2 tRNA genes and 3 rRNA genes are annotated in these 5,593 nt (G+C 55.0%); all 5 read left to right on the top strand.

What is annotated here, in order from left to right:
* Window positions 1-492: 492 nt before the first annotated feature.
* The 5 genes from BMW65_RS23730 to rrf all read left to right on the top strand — a co-directional run bounded on the left by BMW65_RS23730 (window position 493) and on the right by rrf (window position 5,549).
* Window positions 493-2,014 (top strand): 16S ribosomal RNA (locus BMW65_RS23730).
* A 109-nt stretch (window positions 2,015-2,123) separates the two neighbouring features.
* Window positions 2,124-2,197, top strand: a tRNA-Ile gene (locus tag BMW65_RS23735).
* 8 nt (window positions 2,198-2,205) lie between these two features.
* Window positions 2,206-2,279: transfer RNA gene (locus tag BMW65_RS23740), tRNA-Ala, on the top strand.
* 208 nt (window positions 2,280-2,487) lie between these two features.
* Window positions 2,488-5,368, top strand: a 23S ribosomal RNA gene (locus BMW65_RS23745).
* A 69-nt stretch (window positions 5,369-5,437) separates the two neighbouring features.
* A 5S ribosomal RNA gene (gene rrf / locus BMW65_RS23750) occupies window positions 5,438-5,549 on the top strand.
* The 16S, 23S and 5S rRNA genes sit together here with 2 tRNA genes alongside, the layout of an rRNA operon.
* Window positions 5,550-5,593: the final 44 nt, after the last annotated feature.

Consider the following 5,593-nt stretch of genomic DNA (forward strand, 5'->3'; position numbering starts at 1 on the left):
AACTATTCTACTTTTGCAGCCCGCAACGGGGGGACGGTTAGTGTTCCTGTCGGTTGGGATAGTTTTTTGAAGGGATACGGGTAGGTTTTTTGCGCTTTGAGGGTGGTGTTCGGAAGGTTGTTGTTTGGCGCGGTTTCCTGGGGGAAAATAAAAAAAAATAATTTTTGGAAATACGGAAAAGGTTCCTACCTTTGCAGTCCCAAACGGAACGGGGTTTAAGATAAAGGTTCCGGCCCCGTGGCGCGAAGCCCGGGGGATTGAAAAAGAGAGGTTATTGGGCCGGTTTAATGCCGGCAGGATATACGGAAGCCGAAGCGCGAGCGGGGGCGAGATAGTTCTTGAAAGATATTGATATTCATGTAGCGCAACGAGTAGTCTGTTTTAAGGCGAAAGTTGAGAAAGACAGACCTAGGTCAATCGGGTCGTAGACAAAAACAATACAGAGATTGATTCCGGTTAGAAAATCGGGTCGGTTTCGAACGATTCATTATTACAATGGAGAGTTTGATCCTGGCTCAGGATGAACGCTAGCGGCAGGCCTAATACATGCAAGTCGAACGGGATTGGGGAGCTTGCTCCCCATGAGAGTGGCGCACGGGTGCGTAACGCGTGAGCAACCTGCCCGTCCCAGGGGGATAGCCCCTCGAAAGAGGGATTAACACCGCATGACGTTGGCTTACGGCATCGTAAGGCAACCAAATATTCATAGGGGACGGATGGGCTCGCGTGGCATTAGCTAGTTGGTGGGGTAACGGCCCACCAAGGCGACGATGCCTAGGGGCTCTGAGAGGAGAATCCCCCACACTGGTACTGAGACACGGACCAGACTCCTACGGGAGGCAGCAGTAAGGAATATTGGTCAATGGGCGGGAGCCTGAACCAGCCATGCCGCGTGCAGGAGGACGGCCCTACGGGTTGTAAACTGCTTTTGTACGGGAACAAACCCCTTTACGTGTAGAGGGTTGAGCGTACCGTAAGAATAAGGATCGGCTAACTCCGTGCCAGCAGCCGCGGTAATACGGAGGATCCGAGCGTTATCCGGATTTATTGGGTTTAAAGGGTGCGTAGGCGGCGCGCTAAGTCAGGGGTGAAAGACGGTGGCTCAACCATCGCAGTGCCTTTGATACTGGCGCGCTTGAATGCGGATGAGGTAGGCGGAATGTGGCAAGTAGCGGTGAAATGCATAGATATGCCACAGAACACCGATTGCGAAGGCAGCTTACCAAGGCGCGATTGACGCTGATGCACGAAAGCGTGGGGATCGAACAGGATTAGATACCCTGGTAGTCCACGCCCTAAACGATGATGACTCGATGTTCGCGATACACGGCGAGCGTCCAAGCGAAAGCGTTAAGTCATCCACCTGGGGAGTACGCCCGCAAGGGTGAAACTCAAAGGAATTGACGGGGGCCCGCACAAGCGGAGGAGCATGTGGTTTAATTCGATGATACGCGAGGAACCTTACCCGGGCTTGAAAGTTAGTGAATCACCCAGAGATGGGTGAGTCCTTCGGGACACGAAACTAGGTGCTGCATGGCTGTCGTCAGCTCGTGCCGTGAGGTGTTGGGTTAAGTCCCGCAACGAGCGCAACCCCTATGGATAGTTGCCAGCATTTAAAGGTGGGGACTCTATCCAGACTGCCTGCGCAAGCAGCGAGGAAGGCGGGGACGACGTCAAGTCATCATGGCCCTTACGTCCGGGGCTACACACGTGCTACAATGGGCGGTACAGCGGGCAGCCACTCAGCGATGAGGCGCCAATCCCGCAAAGCCGTTCACAGTTCGGATCGGGGCCTGCAACTCGGCCCCGTGAAGTTGGATTCGCTAGTAATCGCGTATCAGCAATGACGCGGTGAATACGTTCCCGGGCCTTGTACACACCGCCCGTCAAGCCATGAAAGCCGGGGGTGCCTGAAGCATGTTGCCGCAAGGAGCGTGTCAGGGCAAAACTGGTGATTGGGGCTAAGTCGTAACAAGGTAGCCGTACCGGAAGGTGCGGCTGGAATACCTCCTTTCTAGGGTACCCGTTTGGTACTCGTTGCGCCATGGATTATCAATGAATAAGAGAAGAAGAATAGGACACCGTTCCCTACACGGCCGGTCCGGAGAGGCAAGAATAAAGCTAGTCCCGTAGCTCAGTTGGTTAGAGCACTACACTGATAATGTAGGGGTCAGCAGTTCAAGTCTGCTCGGGACTACGGGTTGAGGGGAATTAGCTCAGCTGGCTAGAGCACCTGCCTTGCACGCAGGGGGTCAACGGTTCGAATCCGTTATTCTCCACGATGTTTTTGGATTGGGGGCATAAGATAAGAGATATGGGACGGTAACAGGTCCGGCATCTCACGTCTGTCGTCTCGTATCTATGAAGCAAAAAGTTCTTTGACATATTGGAAGAAAACAAGAAAGAGAAGAGAGAAGGCAACAGCACGGTGCGCATTACGGTGCGCGCCGCAGGCACCGCCGCGGTTTGCAAAAGGGCCGCGGGGGGAAGAAAGTAAATAAGGGCACACGGGGGATGCCTAGGCTCCCAGAGGCGATGAAGGACGCGACAAGCTGCGATAAGCGCCGGGGATCGGCAAATGCGAATTGATCCGGTGGTTTCCGAATGGGGCAACCTGGTGTACTGAAGGTACACCGTATATATACGCGAACGCGCTGAACTGAAACATCTAAGTAGGCGTAGGAGGAGAAAACAACAGTGATTCCGCAAGTAGTGGCGAGCGAACGCGGATTAGCCCAAACCGGATATGTTACGGCATATGCGGGGTTGTAGGACCATGACATGGCAAGCATGCGTTAAGTGGAAGCCGGAAGGGAAGCCGGCACCATAGGGGGTGATAGTCCCGTACACGTAAGCAAGTGCAGCCTAATGGTATCCTGAGTACCGCGGGGTCGGAGACGCCCTGCGGGAATCCGGCGGCACCATCCGCCAAGGCTAAATACTCCTGGGAGACCGATAGTGGACCAGTACCGTGAGGGAAAGGTGAAAAGAACCCCGAACAGGGGAGTGAAATAGAACCTGAAACCGTGTGCCTACAAGCGGTCGGAGCAGCGTATGCTGTGACGGCGTGCCTTTTGCATAATGAGCCTACGAGTTACACTTCACCGGCGAGGTTAACCCATTCAGTGGGGCAGCCGAAGCGAAAGCGAGTCTGAACAGGGCGTGCAGTCGGTGGAGGTAGACGCGAAACCTTGTGATCTACCCTTGGTCAGGCTGAAGGTGCCGTAACAGGTACTGGAGGGCCGAACCGATAAGCGTTGAAAAGCTTCCGGATGAACTGAGGGTAGGGGTGAAAGGCCAATCAAACTGGGAAATAGCTCGTACTCCCCGAAATGTCTTTAGGGACAGCGTGGCGGAGAGTCCGATGGAGGTAGAGCTACCGATTGGGTGCGGGGGAGTCACATCCTACCAAATCCAGACGAACTCCGAATGCCATCGGATATACGCTGCAGTGAGGCACCGGGTGCTAAGGTCCGGTGCCGAGAGGGAAAGAACCCAGACCACCGGCTAAGGTCCCCAAATACACGCTAAGTTGGACTAACGAGGTCCGGCTGCACAGACAGCTAGGATGTTGGCTTGGAAGCAGCCATTCATTTAAAGAGTGCGTAACAGCTCACTAGTCGAGCGGCCGGGCGTGGATAATGAACGGGCATCAAGCGTGTTACCGAAGCCGTGGGATATTTATATCGGTAGGGGAGCATTCCAGCGGGGGCGAATCGGTCCTGTAAGGGGCCGTGGACTTTCTGGAAAAGCAAATGTAGGCATAAGTAACGATAAGGCGGGTGGGAAACCCGCCCACCGAAAGACCAAGGTTTCCTGATCAACGCTAATCGGATCAGGGTCAGTCGGGGCCTAAGGATAAGCCGAAAGGCGATTCCGATGGACAACGGGTTAATATTCCCGTACTTTTGCATGCTGCGACGCGGGGACGGAGAAGTGACACCACCGCGCACTGACGGAATAGTGCGTTGAAGGGCGTAGGTATACCAACCATAGGCAAATCCGTGGTTGGTGCTGAAACCCGACAGTACGGCAAACCCCCGGGGGCGCCGATAGCGTGGGTAATCAGGCTTCCGAGAAAAACCGCTAAGCTTCAGGCATGCAGAACCCGTACCGCAAACCGACACAGGTGGTTGGGGTGAGAATCCTAAGGTGCTCGAGTGAATCATGGCTAAGGAACTCGGCAAAATGGCCCTGTAACTTCGGGAGAAGGGGCGCCCCGCGGTAAGACGCGGGGCCGCAGTGAAAAGGCCCAGGCGACTGTTTAACAAAAACACATGGCTTTGCGAAATCGGAAGATGATGTATAAGGCCTGACACCTGCCCGGTGCCGGAAGGTTAAGGGGGGATGTTAGTCGGCAACGGCGAAGCATTGAACCGAAGCCCCGGTAAACGGCGGCCGTAACTATAACGGTCCTAAGGTAGCGAAATTCCTTGTCGGGTAAGTTCCGACCTGCACGAATGGTGTAACGATCTGGGCGCTGTCTCGGCCATGAGCTCGGTGAAATTGTGGTATCGGTGAAGACGCCGGTTACCCGCAACGGGACGGAAAGACCCCATGAACCTTCACTATAGCTTAACATTGGGACTGGGTGCGTGATGTGTAGGATAGGCGGGAGGCTGCGAAACGGGTTCGCCAGGATCCGCGGAGCCGTCCTTGAAATACCGCCCTTTGCGTATCCGGTTCCTAACCCCGAAGACTCGGGGGACACTGTTTGGTGGGTAGTTTGACTGGGGTGGTCGCCTCCAAAAAGGTAACGGAGGCTTTCAAAGGTAAGCTCAGTACGCTTGGTAACCGTACGAGGAGTGCAATGGCATAAGCTTGCTTGACTGTGAGGCCGACAAGCCGGACAGGGCCGAAAGGCGGACATAGTGATCCGGTGGTTCTGCATGGAAGGGCCATCGCTCAAAGGATAAAAGGTACTCTGGGGATAACAGGCTGATCTCCCCCAAGAGCTCATATCGACGGGGAGGTTTGGCACCTCGATGTCGGCTCGTCACATCCTGGGGCTGGAGAAGGTCCCAAGGGTTCGGCTGTTCGCCGATTAAAGTGGCACGCGAGCTGGGTTCAGAACGTCGCGAGACAGTTCGGTCCCTATCTGTTGCGGGCGTTGGAATATTGAGTGGGGCTGGCCTTAGTACGAGAGGACCGGGCTGGACCGACCGCTGGTGAACCAGTTATGCCGCCAGGTGTACGGCTGGGTAGCTATGTCGGGTTAGGATAAGCGCTGAAAGCATCTAAGTGCGAAACCGGCCACGAGATTAGTGTTCCATTGAGGGTCCCCGTAGACTACGGGGTCGATAGGCCGCAGGTATAGAGGTGGCAACACCACAGCCGAGCGGTACTAATAGCCCGAAGGCTTTCTCGCGCAGGAGGCGCTGTTGCCTTGCTCGGACTCTCGCGCTTGTTTTCTTCCGATGATATGTCATAAAGGTATTCAGGTGCCTATATCGGCGGTGTCCACCTCTTCCCATCCCGAACAGAGCAGTTAAGCCCGCCAGAGCCGATGGTATTGCCGTAACAGGCGTGAGAGTAGGTCGGCGCCGGATTTCATTCCAGCCCCCCGTTTGTACACGGGGGGCTTTTTTTGTTT

Source organism: Parapedobacter koreensis (assembly GCF_900109365.1).
GTDB classification, from domain to species: Bacteria; Bacteroidota; Bacteroidia; order Sphingobacteriales; family Sphingobacteriaceae; genus Parapedobacter; species Parapedobacter koreensis.